Below are 16,325 nucleotides of genomic sequence, written 5' to 3'. Positions count from 1 at the left end.
TTGAAAAATATTGAAACCTAATAATAGAAGGTAAATATCATGGAAAATACAATCGAAAAAATTAACGAAGAAGTAGTTACATTCCCACAATTGAATAAACCTGCACCTGCTTTTGAAGCAAAGACTACGCACGGTGTTAAAAAGCTTTCTGACTACAAAGGTCGTTGGTTAGTATTATTCTCTCACCCAGCTGATTTCACACCTGTTTGTACCACTGAATTCATGGCTTTTGCGAATCACCACGAAGAGTTCTTGGCAGAAGGTGCAGACTTACTCGGTTTGTCTATCGATAGCTATTACAGCCATGTTGCATGGGTACGTAATATTAAGGAGAAATTTGGTGTAGACATCAACTTCCCTATCATCGAAGATCTTTCAATGAATGTGGCGAAAGCTTACGGAATGATTCACCCGGGTGCTGCGGATACGTCAGCGGTAAGAGCAACTTTCATTATTGATCCTGATGGAATCTTACGTGCGATGGTTTACTACCCAATGACAAATGGCCGTTCAATTCCTGAGTTCTTGCGAGTGATTAGAGCGCTTAAAGCGTCTGACGAAAACCAAATCGCAACGCCAGAAGGATGGCAACCAGGTGATAAGGTTATCGTACCTCCACCACAGGATGCAGCAGCTGCCGAAGCACGTATGACTGAAGGTTATGAATGTACGGATTGGTACTTCTGTAAGAAAGAACTTTAAACAATAGTTATTAGATTCAACCAAAGCCCGAACTACTGTTCGGGCTTTGTTATTTTTGGTGATAGATTATTGAATCTACTCATCATTATATTATCATCAATATCATCGCTTTTTGTTCTTCAAGGTGGTTTTAATCATCTTGCCAAAGTCTTTATCCTTCTTTCTTTTATCGGAATAGGACATGTCATTGAACGCTGATTCGCTTTTCATTTTCTGATAGTTTTTATAGCGTTGTTCAGACAGTTCATCAGTGGCTAACGCAGATAAAATGGCGCAGCCTTTTTCTTTGGTGTGAGAACAGTTGCTAAATTTACAGTGTTGCATTAGCTCAATAATTTCAGAGAATGTTTCGTCAATACCGCTATCTACTGACATATTGCCGAGTTCCCTCATGCCGGGAGTATCAATAATCATAGCGCCATTTTCTAGTTGCAACAGTTCGCGGCTGGTAGTTGTATGTCTGCCTTTACTTTGTTTTTTACTAACGGTTTGGGTTTCTAATTTAGTACTACCGAGGATGCTATTTAGTAGCGTAGTTTTTCCCACACCCGAAGAGCCTAGCAGGCAATAAGTAGAACCTGAGATTAATAAATCCCGGACTTTATCCAGGTTTTCTCTGGTCTCATTACTAAATGCAATTACCGTGATTTCAGGGTAGGTGGTCAATATGCTGGTCGTTAATTCTTCAATTTCGGATTGAGGGAGTAGGTCACTTTTACTTAATAGAATAACGGGTGTAATTCCGCTTTGATTAATCATCACCAAATAACGTTCTAGACGACTCAGATTAAAATTTTCATTGGCAGATTGAACAATAAATGCAGTATCAATATTCGCAGCAATTAATTGAAACTCAACCAGCTTTCCGGCTGTTTTTCTTTTTAATAAGGTTTTTCTGGGGACAAAGCCATGAATAATTGCATGCGTATCATCATCGTAAAAATCAGCATAAACCCAATCACCAACGGTTGGTAGATCGGTAGCTGATTCCACACTGTAATGAAGATTTCCAGAAAGCTCGGCAAACACGTCCTGTTTGCCATTACTAATCATGAAGCTATCTTTGTGAACTGCAACAATCCGTGCTAGTTCATGTGTAGCTAGTTTGTTTTGATCAATGTGACTTTGAAACCAGTCACTCAGGCCAATTTCTTTTAAGGTATCCATCGGGTCATTATAATTTATTTATTTGTGTTTTCCCTAAATGCAGCAGCTTGTTTTTTTATTTGTTCGAGATCCTCATCACTTTTACGGCGTAGATTTTTCAACATAAAACCCATGCGAGGATTATTAGCAAAGTCAGATTCGTGCTTATCCAGAAAATCCCAGAATAAGGTAGTAAAAGGGCAGGCATTATCACCTATAGCCTCGTTGGGTTTATATCGACAATCTTTACAGTAGTTACTCATTTTATTGATGTAGTTTCCGCTGGCCGCATAGGGTTTGGATGCCATAATGCCGTTGTCTACGTACTGACTCATGCCAAGGGTATTGGGTAGTTCTACCCATTCGACGGCATCGACATAAACTGCCAGATACCATTCGTGAATCTGTTTGGGTTTAACGCCGTAAATCAATGAGAATAATCCCGTAACCATCAAGCGCTGAATGTGATGCGCATAACCATATTTAAGCGTTTGCTTTATGCTCTGATGCAGGCAATTCATATCGGTTTCGCCCGTCCAGTAAAAATCGGGCAGATCGTTACTAGCTTGCAGTCCGTTCATTTCCAGCCAGTCGGGCATATTCAACCAATATAAACCGCGCACGTATTCACGCCAACCTAGAATCTGTCGAATAAAACCTTCTACCGCAGCGAGAGGTGCACCTTTTTCGCGGTGGTATGTTTCCGCAGCGTTAATCACGTCTAATGGGTGCAAAAGTTTTAAATTCAGCGAAGATGAAATTAACGAGTGATTGAGAAAGGGCTCATCGGTCCACATCGCGTCCTGGTAATCACCAAAATTTTGCAGGCACTCATCGAGAAAGCGATCTAGCGCTTGTTGTGCCTGTTCTGGGGTTACTGGCCATTCTAGTTGTTCTAACTCACCGGGATGATCTGGGTAATTGTTGTTAACCAGTGTGATTACTTCCGTGGTGATTTCATCCGCTTCCCAGTCAATCGTTTTCGGGATATTTTGCGGGCCATCCTTGTTGAATGATTTGCGATTGGATTGATCGTAATTCCATTTTCCACCCAGAGGGTGTTTATCGTCCTCCATAAGAATGTGGTATTTCTTGCGAAGTTCTCGATACCAGTATTCCAGACGCAGTTGTTTCTTGCCATTGGCCCATTGTTTAAATTCAGAAGGGGTTGAGAGGAAATGTTGATCGTGCAGTTGTTTTAGCTCGACTCCTCGTGCTTCACAGGCTTCGGCGATGGATTTAAACACGCGGTAATCACCAGGTCTGACCAGCCATATAGATTCTGGATTATGTTCCTTAATCGTTGCACCTAAGGCATCAGCCAGTGATGAGTAATCATGATCGTTGAGCGTTAAGTAGTGCAACGGTAAATCACGTTGTTTTAGCGATTCTGCAAAATGCCGCATCGCAGATAAGAATAGGGCGATGCGTTGTTTATGTGACCAAACGTGCGTGGCTTCTTCTTTGACTTCCGCCATCCAGAAGCAATCCTGTTGTTTATCGACATCATCGAAGATTAAGGACTTATGATCGAGTTGATCACCAAGAATGACATAGAGTCTGCGCATTAACTTTTCCTTGTTTGATTATCAACATTAACAACACTGTTGCGGTTTCGTCTGCATCGTTCAGAACAGTATTTAACCTCGTCCCAACAACGCTGCCACTTCTTGCGCCAGCTAAATGGTTTCTCGCAAACCGGACATTGCTTCTCAGCCAGATTGATCTTTTTATGCGTCATATTTGGGAGTCCAAGAATTATTGTATCGGTAAAATATAAGTATTGTATAATAAATGTGTTAGTATTTGTGTTTTGTTTTAACAATGCCTTTGAATCTATATCTACGAATGTTTATTTATTATGAAAAGCAGTAAATCCAAAAGTTTTGAAGAAGCCGATGTGAGTCGAATCATAGAAATGGCGTGGGAAGATAGAACGCCTTTCGAAGCGATTGAAACTGAATATGGTTTGGCAGAAAAACAGGTCATAGCGTTGATGCGCAAACAGATGAAAGCATCCAGCTTTAAAATGTGGCGCAAACGGGTCAGTGGTCGCAAAACCAAACATCTGACACAACGGGGATTTACGGTTGGTCGTTTTGTTTGTCCGACACAGCGTCTTCGTTAAACAAACTATCTATTACTAAAACGAATTACAAACCACCAAATATGAAATTAAACAAAGAACAGATCGAAGCGAAAGATGATAGCGAACGCGTACTTTTTATCAATTCATTATCAGGGTTTAAAAGTGCGAATCTGGTCGGTACAGCTAACGATGAGAAACAGAGCAATCTGGCGATCGTTTCATCCGTAGTTCACTTGGGTGCAAACCCTGCGTTACTGGGAATGGTTATGCGACCTCACAGTGTGCCGCGCGGCACTTTGGAAAACATTATCAACACTGGTGTGTATACCTTGAATCACGTAAATACCGATATCTATCAACAAGCGCATCAAACGTCGGCACGTTATCCTGAGGATATTTCTGAATTCAACGAAGTGGGTTTGAACGAACAGTGGGAAGAAGGATTTGCTGCGCCGTTTGTAAAAGAAAGTCATATCAAGTTAGGCATGAAACTGCGAGAAAAACACCATTTAGCCATCAATGGTACAGAGTTCTTAATCGGTGAGATTATCAGCATTGAAGTTCCGGACGAATTGGTTAGCGAAGATGGGTTTATCTCGCTGGAAAAAGCCAATACGGTTGCAGTAAGCAGTCTGGATACCTATCACAGTACGCAATTACTTGGGCATCTCAGTTATGCCAAGACCGATCGTGATCTTTCTTTTTTGGATAGAGAAGGCTAATCAAATTTGCTTGATTGATTTCTGAAACAAAAAAACACGCTAAAAGTAGGGGGGTGACCTAGAATGCTATCTCTTAACTTTTTGGCAAATGATCTTTCAGGATGGCGTAAATCTCAGGGCGTTTCTCTGCCATTTCTTCATTAGTCAGTCCCTCCATGGAATGCGGGTATTTCAACCAGTCTGCGGTTTCATGGACGACGAAATCGGGGTTGATATCCGTTTGGTTTCTGCTGGGTTTGTAATAGGGCACGGCGATGCGGATATCTTCTGGGGTATTTCTACGCGCTGATTTCTGAAGTCGATTGATAATTGCTTGCACTGATCGGCCCGTGTCAAACACATCATCCACAATCAATAATTTGTCGTGGTTCTGAATGTTTTTTATGAGGTAATCGAGACCGAGCACTTTCACTTTGCGTTGTTGATTATCAATGCCGGAATAGGATGAGGTGCGAATCGCAATATTGTCAGCATGGATGCCGTGAAAATGCAGATATTCCTGCACAGCGATGCCTATCGGCGCGCCACCACGCCATACTGCAATAATGAATGTCGGTTTAAAACCCGACTCCAGAATTTTATGGGCGAGTTTAAACGAATCTTCTAGTAAATCTTGTGCTGTAAGGTAGACTTTTTCCATGATCATTCAACTTTAACAAGGCTAGTTTAAAGAGTATATTAAAACTATGAAAAAGACATTCCTGGAAGAACAAGAATTAATACAAGACTCCTTCAAACTTGGTGTGCAGATTTTTGAGTCTGGTTTTAAACCAACCTTTATCGTTGGCCTATGGCGCGGCGGAAGTTCTGTCGGTATTTACGTGCAGGAATGTTTGCAAACACTGGGTGTTGAAACCAATCATATTTCCTTGCGGACCTCTTACCGCGGTCAACCGTATTATCACGAAATGGCTAATTTGCCTGTAAGTGATATTCGAGTGCATGGCACCAAGTATTTGGTTGATAATTTGAATCAGGGTGATTCATTGTTGATTGTGGATGATGTGTTTAGTACAGGTAAAAACATTGAAGCGGTTATCCAGAAACTCCAGCATCGTTTAAGACGCAATATGCCGAAACAGGTGAAAGTAGCTACGCTGTATCAACGATCTTCATACAATGCGGTTGATACCAAGCCCGATTTTGTTTTGCACCAGACTGAAGACTGGTTGGTGTTCCCGTATGAAATGACTGGGTTGACCCTGGATGAAATCAAGCAACACAAACCCTTTTTAGTGCCTTATTTGAAGCCCGAACTAATTCCTGATAGTTAATTCCCGATAACTATTTCCGATAGCGAATTTAGACATTTAAAAAAAGTGCCCCAAAGGTGGGGGGTGGCATTTAATCTAAAGCGGCTAAACGAAAAGACAGAACAAAAATCAAAACGAAAAAACCGAAGCGCAAACAACCAAATGATCTGACTGTTTACCCTCCGGTTTATTCGGTTTCTTAAGTTAAATACTATTACTTGGTATTGTTAGCTCTAAGTTTTCTGCGTGCGAATAATCCGCGAATTCCAAGAGTACCTAATAGCATTATTAAGAAAGTGTTGAAGCTACCGCCACCACTGCTGCTAGTTTCTGTTTCTGCAGGTAACTCAGCAACTTCAATCGCTAGCTCCGTTTCAACGGTTTCAGGCGTTGTTTGCTCACCGTATTTATTATCGACATAAGTCGCTTTCAAGTTAGTGTGCTTATTAAGATTCAACTTACCATCATTATCTACAGTTGCTTCGTTTGAAGCATGAGCATTTAAGTAACCGATAAATCTAGATGTATTGATATCGGTTTCAGTTAGGGTCAACATTTCTGTCTCACCATGATCACTGGTTACTGCAATTTCAACCGTTTCTCTTGCAAGTGGGTCAGTATTGAGGTCATTGTCGGCAACACCTACTGTGATAAGTGCTGAACCTTCAAGAACAAGCTCTTCTTCTGGTCTAGCTGCAACAGCAGGTTCCTCGACAACAGTATCATCTTCAACAACTGTATCGTCTTCGGCTACAACGTCATCTTCAACAACGGTATCGTCTTCGGCTACAACGTCATCTTCAACAACGGTATCGTCTTCGGCTACAACGTCATCTTCAACAATAGTATCGTCTTCGACAACAGCATCATCTTCAGCAGCTGTATCATCCTCGACAACAGTCTCATCATCAGTCACTTCTTCAGAATCTGGCTCGTCTTCAGGGATCGGTGTTATATCAACAACCACGATACCTTCACTTTCGTCATATCCTGGCTCTGGTGCAACATCCGCCACATAAGCGGGTTCGACCTGATCTGAATCAACACTTGGGGTAATACGAATGGTGAATTTATTACCAATGGCGGTGTTATCACCGACGTTAACGATGTAGTTTACGCCCAGATTCAAAACATCTTCAACCGGACCTTGTGCATACCAATCGCCTGACCAAGTAAGTAGATCTTCCTCGGTCGCAATTTCCCAGTTATCTTCATTGCCTTTATGCCATGCATTTGTTCCAGTTTTTAGAGGATCGCCCCAAAAAGCTTTGAGTGTTGCATCAGTAAGTGGGTTAAAGTCATCATCATGAAATACCCCTGTTGGCTCCCAAATAGAAGGCAACCAGTTACCAAAGAGTTCCTGATAGTTACCGCCTAGCATTGGACCCGCATAAGAGATGCTGTTAGAACCCACCGCTGGCGTGTAATAAACTCGAGTGCTATCAAAAAAGCCATTAGAGTCAAAATGTTGATCTATTGGTCCCCATAACCCATGAGAGAAGTTAGCTCTTGATTCGATATCCCAGATATCTGTGGCTGGTTCATCACCATTGCTTGGGTTTTCACCTAAACCTATGGATACTGTCAATTCTGGATTTGGAAGACCTTCGGCATCGAACACTTCAATGCTATATCCATTAAGACGTTTACCTGTGTAGTTATTAATTTTTTGTAAGACTTGGTAGCGTTGTGTACTGGTATCACCTTCTTTTAGATTAAATGATATTTCTACGGGTGATCCTAATCCCGCTTCAACACCAGCTACTGTAGTTGGCTGTAAATTAATTTTAAAACGTTTGTGGCTTTGAAAAGGGCTAGAACAAAGAGTTGGTCCACCATTATCAAGGTAAGATGTTGTCATTATGCAGTTTTCTGGTCTACCTTGTTTAGTCTCCAAATCACCATTTATGATTTTGATTCCTGATGGTTCACCAGTAGGCCAATCTTTACCGTGTAGCAGTCCTCTAACCTCACCACCAGTGGTGATAACAGACTCAAAAGAATCACCTAATACCATACTGGTATAACTTCCATCGGCAGGATTATAAGACCCTGTTACAGTAGCGAAATCCTCTACGCTTACTATATTTACACTAATATTGCTCAAATCCCATCCACCAAAGCCAAATTGCTGGTTTGGTGTATTAACAGCGGTTTTTAACGCTTCACCTTCTGGTGCGTCGGTAACAATTTGCCCTGCTTGTAGATTCGTAGCAATAAGCATTGTAACGGCTGTCGTTATTGCTAAAGCGATCGGGGTTTTTCTAAATGTTTGTACTGACATATCAACTCTCCTTGATTGAAAATAGACTGAAAGATCCACTCCTCGTGGAGTCATTTCAAAGTGCGCTATCTGCTTAAGACTAAAATTTTATGTGATGGGGGAATGGTGATTTGTGTTTAAAATTCCTCGCCTTTACAAATAACTCTTATGCTCAATATAAAATAAGGTTAGATTTTTAAAGTTGATAATTGTTAATAATTGAATTTATAAGTAAGAATTTGTTGCGTAACTTGATATATCTCCTGTTAATAAGCGTTTTCTTATGTATTTATTTTAAATAATTTAATGAGTTACGTGAAAAGTGCTACTGTTGAATTCTTTTATTGGTATCATTTGTTGTAAGCCTTCTTGTTGTAAAAATAAATTCACTTTCCATATTTATAACAACATATTTTTATTTTTTTACAAAATCTTATGTGATTTCTATCATATATTTACAATCTATCATTATTCAGAATTTAGATGATAGAAACCTGTTCTCATATTATTTTACCGATACTGGCACTAAATTTGCTTTGTTTATTACTGCAGTGACTTTTTCAATTGATCTAAGTTCATGGAGAATATTATGGCAGAGTATAAGAGCGAGCCGCAGACGGACCTGATTTACACATTAGAAGACACCCCAGGCTTTACCGAATCAACATTTGCTGCGATACAGCATGTGCTAGCGAGTTTTGTGGGAATTATTACACCGACTCTGGTTATTGGTGGTGTGCTAGGTTTAGGATCTCACATACCTTATTTGATTAGTATGGCATTGATCGTTTCTGGTGCAGCGACGTTTATTCAAGCACGTCGAATGCTCGGAGTTGGTGCAGGTATGTTATGTGTGCAAGGAACAAGTTTTGCTTTTCTCAGTTCAATACTGGCAGCAGGATTTATCGCTAAAGCGAAAGGCGGAGGACCTGATGAAATTCTTTCACTGATTTTTACGGTTTGTTTTTTTGGTGCATTTATTGAAATATTTCTCAGCCAGATTATTGGTAAATTAAAGAATGTGGTTACACCACTGGTAACAGGCATAGTAATCACTGTGATTGGTTTGAGTTTGATTAAAGTGGGTATGACTGATTTGGCGGGGGGATTTAAAGCCAAAGATTTGGGCAGTATCGAGAACATGATGCTTGGCATCACGGTATTACTTGTTGTGATTGTTATGAATCAAATGAAAAATCAGTGGTTAAGAATTTCATCTATTGCGATAGGTCTTGTTGTCGGTTTTATCATAGCAATCATGATGGGAAAAATAGATTTTAGTAACCTTGCTGCTTTGCCAGCAGTTAGTATTCCCGTTCCGTTTAAGTTCGGATTCTCATTTGACTTAGCTGCTTTTTTACCAATAGCACTTATTTATATTATTACAGCAATTGAAACTACCGGTGATATCACCGCAAACTGTGTGATTTCAGGACAGGAGATAGATGGTAAAAAATATCGCGATCGTGTCAAGGGCGGTGTACTAGCAGATGGAGTGAACTCTTTAATTGCAGCAACATTTAATACATTCCCTAATACTACATTCAGTCAGAATAATGGCGTGATTCAATTAACTGGGGTGGCTAGTCGTCACGTGGCTTATTTTATAGCTGTTATCTTAATTATTTTAGGCTTCTTCCCCATTATTGGTGGAGTACTACAAAATATGCCAAAACCCGTACTGGGTGGTGCGACATTAATTATGTTCGCTACCGTTGCAGCGGCAGGCGTAAAGATATTGAAGCAAGTGGAATTAAATCGTCGTAATATGTTAGTCATAGCGGTTTCATTTGGTCTTGGTTTGGGGGTCATGATGGTTCCTGAGGCAATCGCCCAATTGCCAAAAGTCGCTCAAAATATTTTTGGTAGTGCAGTCACAATGGGTGGTTTATCGGCTATTATTTTGAATTTGATTCTGCCTCAACCTGAGTCTAAGTCTCTATCTGTGCCTGAACTTGAGAAAGAAACTAAAGAACAATTAGCAACTAACTGATAGGTCTAGCTCTATGAAAAATGTACTTTTAGTAATTTTCTTAGAATAGAGTTCTTTACATAAAGTTCTGATTGAAAAAGCCTGGCGTTAGGCATATAAAATTTGCATTTCGCCATGCTTACTTAAACGTACTAGTTAATTAAAACGAGGCAATTCAGACTCAATTAATGAATATTTGGATAAAGAACCCGCTTGCAATTTTTGTTGGTGGTTCCGGACACGGTAAAAATAGCGATAAGAACGAGTATGCTAGAGGCATTGTTATAAAAGACAATGCAATCCTTGAAATACTCTCTCTGGATGAAAAACCCTCAGTACAAGTTGAACAAATATTTGATGCATCAGAGCATGTTGTTTTACCCGGATTAATCAATACTCATCACCATTTCTATCAAACACTGACGCGTGCATTTCCAGATGCTCTAAATAAGGAATTATTTCCCTGGTTAAAAAGCCTTTACCCTGTTTGGGCTGGTTTGAATGAAGAGATGATTCATGTATCTACCCGACTTGCCAGTGTTGAATTATTGTTATCGGGTTGTACCACAGCGGCGGATCATCATTACATTTTTCCTGAAGCGGCTAGAGAAGCGCTGGATGTTCAAGTTGATGCAATTAACACGGTGGGTATTCGAGCAACCTTGACACGAGGCTCTATGAGCCTAGGTGAAGATGAGGGTGGCTTGCCTCCCCGTAATACTATTCAAACGGAAGATGCGATTCTTGCTGACTGCGATCGGGTTATTGGCCAATACCACGATGCCAGTGAAGGCTCGATGATGCAGGTTGCACTAGCACCGTGCTCACCGTTTAGTGTGACCGAAGATTTAATGAAACAAAGTGCAATATTAGCGCGTGAGAAAAAGGTACGTTTACATACACATCTTGCAGAAACCCATGATGAAAATGATTTCTGTATGAAAATTTTTGGCGTGCGACCTGTTGATTATCTCGAACGTGTTGGCTGGATGTCGGATGATGTGTGGCTAGCACATGGGATCCATTTTAACGATGAAGAAATCACTCGTTTAGGAAAAGCAAAGGTGGGCGTGACCCACTGCCCAAGCTCTAATATGGTATTGGGCTCGGGACAATGTCGTACCCTGGATTTAGAAAAAGCAGGATGTCCGGTGGGTTTAGGTGTTGATGGTTCAGCATCCAGTGATTGTTCTAATCTGATTCAAGAAGTGCGACAAGCGATGCTATTACAACGTCTGCATTATGGTTCTGCAGGGGTGACTCATTTTGATGCATTACGCTGGGTTACGAAAGGTTCTGCACAATGTCTGGGACGTGATGATATTGGTGAAATAGCCGTCGGCAAGCAAGCTGATCTAGCATTCTTTAAATTGGATGAAATCCGTTTTTCTGGTGCGGGTGATCCACTGGCTGCATTGTTATTGTGTGGCGCTCACGCAGCAGATCGCGTTATGGTTGCGGGTGAATGGAAAGTTAAAGATGGTGAGGTTGTTGATCTTGATCTTGCTGAATTGATGGCAGAACATACTAAAGCGGCAAAGGTGTTGGCACAATGAGTTCATCAACAAAAAAAGGCCTGAAAGTAGGGGGGTGTAGTTTCATTAATCAGCTTTCTAAAGAACAGGCTCTTGATCTATTTATGCAATGCAATACCAGTCAGAAGTGGTGCATGCGAATGGAACAGAGTCGTCCTTTTTCAGATTCTCAATCCTTGTTAGCAACAGCCGATCAACATTGGGAACTCTCTACTGAAGAAGATTATCTGGAAGCTTTTGAAGGGCATCCTGAAATCGGTGATGTGTCTACGCTTAGAGAAAAATATCGCAATACAGAAAAGCTGGCAGGGCATGAGCAGTCTGGCGTTAATACAGCCAATGAGAATACATTGGAGTTATTGACTCAGGGAAACCAGGATTACAAAGAAAAATTCGGCTTCATTTTTATAGTGTGTGCCACCGGTAAAAGTGCGGAAGAAATGCTGGAACTTTTACTAAAACGCTTACCCAATAATAGAAAACAAGAACTTGAAAATGCAGCTGAAGAACAACGCAAAATAACCCAGATTAGATTACTTAAATTACTAGAGGAAAAAGCATGAGCCAAATAACTACCCATGTTTTAGATACGGCGGTTGGGAAGCCCGCAGAGGGAATTGATTTAACCTTATCTCAATTAGTCAATGATGAATGGCAGTTACTGGGCGCAGGAATAACGAATAGTGATGGACGTGTGTCTAATTTATTGGCGGATGAAATCAAGCTGGATGCTGGCAGATACAAAGTCTTGTTTGTGACAGAAGCCTATTTTCAAAAACAGAAGATAGACGCTTTTTATCCCTATGCTGAAATTGTTTTCGATATAACGGGTGACGGAGAGCATTACCACATTCCGTTATTACTCTCTCCTTTTGGCTATTCAACATATAGAGGAAGTTAATCCATGGAAGCTCATATCGCAGAATGGCTCAATCTTTTAGTACGCTGGATACACTTTATTGTCGGTGTGGCATGGATAGGTGCATCGTTTTATTTTAACTGGCTGGAAAATCATTTAAATCGACAGGCGCTACAAGAAAAAGGCATTGATGGTAACTTATGGGCCGTTCACGGAGGTGGTTTTTATCACCTGAAAAAATTTGAAAATGGACCTGATAAGCTCCCGGAGGTATTGCATTGGTTTAAATGGGAAGCCTATATGACCTGGGTCAGTGGCATCACCTTGATGTGTATTGTTTACTATTACAATGCGCAAGCGATGATGATTGATCCTTCCGTGCTTGATATATCACCTTTCCTTTCTATTTTGATTGGTATTGGAAGTCTGGTGGTGAGTTGGGTAATTTATGATCAGCTGTGTAAATCATCTTTAAAAGAAAACCCGAAATTATTAGGTGCGTTAATCTTTGTTTTTCTTGGAGTGTTAGCATTTATTTTAAGCCTGATATTAAGCCCGAGAGCATCTTATATTCATGTCGGTGCAGCCATTGGCACAATCATGGCAGCCAATGTGTTTTTTGTGATCATTCCTTCTCAAAAAGAACTGGTGAAAGCGCTATCTGAAGGGCGTATACCAGACCCGAGTTTTGGCGCGAATGGTTTATTACGTTCACGACATAATAATTACCTAACTTTGCCAGTGTTATTCATCATGATCAGCAATCACTTCCCGAGTACTTATGGTAATCAGTATAACTGGCTAGTGCTCATTACTGTGTCAGCGGTGGGTGTTCTGGTTCGTCATTACTACAATATTCGTCATTTGCATAAAGCGGTATGGATGTTACCCACGGCATTATTCGGATTTATTATGATTGTGATGGCGACAATGCCTGCTAAACAAGCCGCAGTTGAAGATGCGAATAAAGTAACAACTGCGCAAATTATGCCGATAATCACCCAGCGTTGTGCAAGTTGTCATAGTGCTAAACCGACACAGCCCGGTTTTGCGGCACCACCCGCTGGGTTGGCTTACGATAAACCCATTGATGTTGAAAATAATGCGGATAAGGTTAATACTCAGGTGATGCAAAAAATCATGCCCTTAGGTAATCTCACTCAAATGACCGATGAGGAACGCGAAAAGGTTAGTCTCTGGTATCGGTCTTTGGAGAAATAGCATGAAATATCCTCGTGACATGATTGGCTATGGAGCGAATCCACCACATCCCCAATGGCCAAAAAAGGCGCGTATTGCCGTTCAATTTGTCATCAATTATGAAGAAGGCGGGGAGAATTGCATACTGCATGGTGATGATGCCTCTGAGCGTTTTTTGTCTGAAATTGTCGGTGCTGAGGCCTATCAAGGCATGCGGCATGCCAATATGGAATCTATATACGAATATGGTTCGCGTGTAGGTTTTTGGCGTTTACATCGAATGTTTACCGATCGAGATTTACCCGTTACCGTTTTTGGGGTTGCAATGGCTTTGGAACGTAATCCTGAAGCTGTAGAAGCGATGTTAAAAGCAGATTGGGAAATCGCCAGTCATGGCTATCGCTGGATTGATTACCAGCATCTTCCTATTGAACTAGAGCGAGAGCATTTACATAAAGCGATACAAATTCATGAAGCGGTTACTGGCTCCAAACCATTAGGCTTTTATCTGGGGCGTGCTAGCCCAAATACAGCCAAGCTGGTCGCCGATGAATTTGATTTTGTCTATCACGCAGATAGTTATGCCGATGACTTACCCTATTGGGATAAGCAATATTCAAAAGAACAGCTTGTCGTTCCATACACGCTGGATTCTAACGATATGCGTTTTGCTACGCCTCAAGGGTTTAATAGTGGTGACCAGTTTTACAGTTATCTAAAAGACAGTTTCGATTTTCTTTACGATGAGGGCGAAACCCAACCTAAAATGCTATCAATAGGTCTGCATTGTCGATTGGTTGGACGTCCCGGTCGTGCTGCAGCGCTAGCTCGCTTTTTGGATTATATTCAAAGTAAGGAACAAGTCTGGGTAACCCGTCGAATAGATATCGCCAATCATTGGCAAGAAAATTTTAGTGTTAATGCTTAACTGCTATTTTAGAACAGACTAAGTAAAAACAAGCTACATTTAAAGCAAAAGACACTTTACTTTATCTCTGGAATTCATAAAAAAATGATTAAACAATTTAAACAGGACTTCATCAATCTTGCATCAGCTAATCTAGGTGCGATCGCGCTTTATGCGACGGATGACTTTTTTGCTGCCAAAGAACGTTTATTACACGATAAAGAGCCTGTATTTATTGAAGATAAGTTCGATGATCACGGCAAGTGGATGGATGGCTGGGAATCACGCAGAAAAAGAACCCCAGGACATGACTATTGTATCGTTAGGCTAGCTCGTCCCGGTTATATCGATGGTGTTGTTATCGATACTTCTCACTTTAGAGGCAATCAGCCGACAGATGTTTCAATAGATTATTGTTACTGTGAAGGTGTCCCAAGTGAAAAAACTGAATGGACGACGTTGCTTGCTAAAACGCCAGTCAATGAAAATGACGTTAAAGCGTGTAAAGTAGAATGCAAACAAGTGGTTAGCCACGTGAAGTTACATATCTATCCAGATGGTGGTGTTGCACGTTTAAGAGTGTATGGACGACCACAATGCAACTGGGATGATGTAATTCCTAGTGAAGTTATGGATTTAGCAGCGGCTCTAAATGGTGGGAGAGCCATTGCCTGTAGCGACGAACACTTCGGCATTATGAATAATATTATCTTTCCTGGGAAAGGTAAAAATATGGGTGATGGTTGGGAAACGTCGCGTCGACGTGGACCTGGTCATGACTGGGTTATTATTGCATTAGGTCATGCTGGTCATCTTAAAAAAGTGGTTGTTGATACTGCCTTTTTCAAAGGTAACTATCCTGATCGTTGTTCCATACAGGCAGTTTGTTTAACTGATGCATCAATGAACACTGATGAACTTATTGAGCAAAGCCAGAATTGGCCTGAAATTCTCACTGAGCAAAAACTAGAGATGGATATGGAGCATAATTTTATAGATCAGATTAATGATATAGGTGCAGTTAGTCATGTACGTCTGAATATCTATCCAGATGGTGGTGTCAGTCGCTTTAGGCTTTATGGAACCATTGGCAACTGCAATGAATAGGTAACTGCGAGAAATAGGAAGTCAAAAAATATGATCGAATTAACCGCTAAACCGTTAACCGCACAAGCATTTTCAGCATTTGGAGATGTCGTCGATATTGAGAGCGCCAGTAAAACGTTTTCCATGAATTATGATATGGCCACCCGTTATTACGATCTTGCAGATATAGATGTTAATGATAACGGCGGTAACACTTGTATTAGTCTGGTCAAATCAAAGGCCGTTAAATTACCGTTTGAAGCCACGATGATGGAATATCATCCATTTGGTAGTCAGTTGTTTCATCCCTTGGGCAATATTCCGTTTCTGATACTGGTTGCTCCGCCCGCTGAAAAACTGGATATCGATAAGCTCGAATTATTTATCAGTAATGGCAGGCAAGGCGTGAATTATCGTAAAGGCGCATGGCATCATTATTTAATACCACTTCAAGAAGACAGTGATTTTATCGTCGTTGATCATATAGCTGATGATGATAATTGTGTTGAAACGGAGCTGGATACTAAGGTTGTGTTGAAGCTTTAGTAAAAAAGTGCCCCAAAGGTGGGGGGTGACTTATAATCTGCATTC

The 16,325-nt window shown here is 40.9% G+C and carries 17 protein-coding genes; 12 read left to right on the top strand and 5 right to left on the bottom strand.

Annotated elements, in window-relative coordinates; genetic code table 11:
* Positions 1–39 precede the first annotated feature (39 nt).
* On the top strand, positions 40–702 hold the full coding sequence (locus tag EV695_RS09530) for a peroxiredoxin (protein WP_131905690.1): 663 nt from the start codon (positions 40–42) through the stop codon (positions 700–702).
* Between the two features lie 102 nt (positions 703–804).
* Here the strand turns inward: EV695_RS09530 and rsgA are convergent, their stop codons facing one another.
* The 3 genes from rsgA to EV695_RS09515 are packed head-to-tail and all read right to left on the bottom strand — an operon-like array spanning position 805 to position 3,589.
* Positions 805–1,869, bottom strand: a complete 1,065-nt coding sequence (gene rsgA, locus EV695_RS09525) for a ribosome small subunit-dependent GTPase A (protein WP_131905689.1) — start codon at positions 1,867–1,869, stop codon at positions 805–807.
* A gap of 14 nt (positions 1,870–1,883) precedes the next feature.
* Positions 1,884–3,416 (bottom strand): cryptochrome/photolyase family protein, encoded by a 1,533-nt coding sequence (locus EV695_RS09520; RefSeq protein ID WP_131905688.1) that lies wholly within the window; start codon positions 3,414–3,416, stop codon positions 1,884–1,886.
* Positions 3,416–3,589 carry a DUF2256 domain-containing protein gene (locus EV695_RS09515; protein ID WP_131905687.1) on the bottom strand — a complete coding sequence of 58 codons (174 nt, stop codon included), beginning with the start codon at positions 3,587–3,589 and terminating at the stop codon, positions 3,416–3,418. The genes EV695_RS09520 and EV695_RS09515 overlap by 1 nt, the downstream gene beginning before the upstream one ends.
* A gap of 120 nt (positions 3,590–3,709) precedes the next feature.
* Here EV695_RS09515 and EV695_RS09510 point away from each other — a divergent pair, with 120 nt between their 5' ends.
* The gene (locus EV695_RS09510; RefSeq protein ID WP_131905686.1) at positions 3,710–3,976 is read left to right on the top strand and encodes a TIGR03643 family protein; all 267 of its coding nucleotides are present in this window, start codon (positions 3,710–3,712) and stop codon (positions 3,974–3,976) included.
* Positions 3,977–4,017: 41 nt separating this feature from the next.
* Positions 4,018–4,659, top strand: a complete 642-nt coding sequence (locus tag EV695_RS09505; RefSeq protein WP_131905685.1) for a flavin reductase family protein — start codon at positions 4,018–4,020, stop codon at positions 4,657–4,659.
* 73 nt (positions 4,660–4,732) lie between these two features.
* On the opposite strand, the gene EV695_RS09500 is transcribed toward EV695_RS09505, so the two are convergent.
* Positions 4,733–5,299: a phosphoribosyltransferase gene (locus tag EV695_RS09500; RefSeq protein ID WP_243651549.1), complete on the bottom strand. Its 567-nt coding sequence runs from the start codon at positions 5,297–5,299 to the stop codon at positions 4,733–4,735.
* A 46-nt stretch (positions 5,300–5,345) separates the two neighbouring features.
* Here EV695_RS09500 and EV695_RS09495 point away from each other — a divergent pair, with 46 nt between their 5' ends.
* Complete coding sequence (locus EV695_RS09495; RefSeq protein WP_131905684.1) at positions 5,346–5,933, top strand: phosphoribosyltransferase; 588 nt, start codon at positions 5,346–5,348, stop codon at positions 5,931–5,933.
* A 193-nt stretch (positions 5,934–6,126) separates the two neighbouring features.
* On the opposite strand, the gene EV695_RS09490 is transcribed toward EV695_RS09495, so the two are convergent.
* Positions 6,127–8,196, bottom strand: a complete 2,070-nt coding sequence (locus EV695_RS09490) for a choice-of-anchor F family protein (protein ID WP_165874668.1) — start codon at positions 8,194–8,196, stop codon at positions 6,127–6,129.
* Between the two features lie 568 nt (positions 8,197–8,764).
* Between EV695_RS09490 and EV695_RS09485 the strand changes: the two genes are divergently transcribed.
* The 8 genes from EV695_RS09485 (at position 8,765) to EV695_RS09450 (ending at position 16,280) form a co-directional block, all read left to right on the top strand.
* Positions 8,765–10,168: a uracil-xanthine permease family protein gene (locus EV695_RS09485; RefSeq protein WP_131905682.1), complete on the top strand. Its 1,404-nt coding sequence runs from the start codon at positions 8,765–8,767 to the stop codon at positions 10,166–10,168.
* 167 nt (positions 10,169–10,335) lie between these two features.
* On the top strand, positions 10,336–11,703 hold the full coding sequence (locus EV695_RS09480) for an 8-oxoguanine deaminase (protein WP_131905681.1): 1,368 nt from the start codon (positions 10,336–10,338) through the stop codon (positions 11,701–11,703).
* The gene (gene uraD / locus EV695_RS09475) at positions 11,700–12,245 is read left to right on the top strand and encodes a 2-oxo-4-hydroxy-4-carboxy-5-ureidoimidazoline decarboxylase (protein WP_131905680.1); all 546 of its coding nucleotides are present in this window, start codon (positions 11,700–11,702) and stop codon (positions 12,243–12,245) included. Before EV695_RS09480 ends, uraD begins: the two co-directional genes overlap by 4 nt.
* Complete coding sequence (gene uraH / locus EV695_RS09470) at positions 12,242–12,583, top strand: hydroxyisourate hydrolase (RefSeq protein WP_131905679.1); 342 nt, start codon at positions 12,242–12,244, stop codon at positions 12,581–12,583. The genes uraD and uraH overlap by 4 nt, the downstream gene beginning before the upstream one ends.
* A gap of 3 nt (positions 12,584–12,586) precedes the next feature.
* Complete coding sequence (locus EV695_RS09465) at positions 12,587–13,762, top strand: urate hydroxylase PuuD (RefSeq protein WP_131905678.1); 1,176 nt, start codon at positions 12,587–12,589, stop codon at positions 13,760–13,762.
* Between the two features lies 1 nt (position 13,763).
* Positions 13,764–14,669, top strand: coding sequence for an allantoinase PuuE (puuE, locus tag EV695_RS09460; protein ID WP_131905677.1), 906 nt, complete (start codon positions 13,764–13,766; stop codon positions 14,667–14,669).
* 84 nt (positions 14,670–14,753) lie between these two features.
* Complete coding sequence (alc, locus tag EV695_RS09455; protein WP_131905676.1) at positions 14,754–15,755, top strand: allantoicase; 1,002 nt, start codon at positions 14,754–14,756, stop codon at positions 15,753–15,755.
* 30 nt (positions 15,756–15,785) lie between these two features.
* Positions 15,786–16,280: an ureidoglycolate lyase gene (locus EV695_RS09450; protein WP_131905675.1), complete on the top strand. Its 495-nt coding sequence runs from the start codon at positions 15,786–15,788 to the stop codon at positions 16,278–16,280.
* Positions 16,281–16,325 lie beyond the last annotated feature (45 nt).

The organism is Cocleimonas flava (genome assembly GCF_004339015.1).
In the GTDB taxonomy this organism is placed as follows: Bacteria; Pseudomonadota; Gammaproteobacteria; order Thiotrichales; family Thiotrichaceae; genus Cocleimonas; species Cocleimonas flava.
This window is presented reverse-complemented; position numbering and strand designations above follow the sequence as displayed.